2 tRNA genes are annotated in these 247 nt (G+C 52.6%); both read right to left on the reverse strand.

Features of this window, described 5'->3' with window-relative positions:
* Positions 1–56: 56 nt before the first annotated feature.
* Positions 57–132 (reverse strand) — tRNA-Gly (locus tag HMPREF3277_RS06495).
* A gap of 39 nt (positions 133–171) precedes the next feature.
* Positions 172–247 (reverse strand) — tRNA-Gly (locus tag HMPREF3277_RS06500).

Genomic DNA, 247 nt, shown 5'->3' on the forward strand with positions numbered 1-247 from the left:
CAAGGTTGCGCTCTACCAACTGAGCTATTCCCGCCTATCCAAATGTGCCTGAATGATGGAGCGGGAAACGAGTCTCGAACTCGCGACCTCAACCTTGGCAAGGTTGCGCTCTACCAACTGAGCTATTCCCGCATCGGAGAAACTTTATAGCAACTTAAGACAGGATTCGTTTGGAGCGGGAAACGAGTCTCGAACTCGCGACCTCAACCTTGGCAAGGTTGCGCTCTACCAACTGAGCTATTCCCGC

Source organism: Neisseria sp. HMSC70E02, from assembly GCF_001838645.1.
Lineage (GTDB): Bacteria > Pseudomonadota > Gammaproteobacteria > Burkholderiales > Neisseriaceae > Neisseria > Neisseria macacae.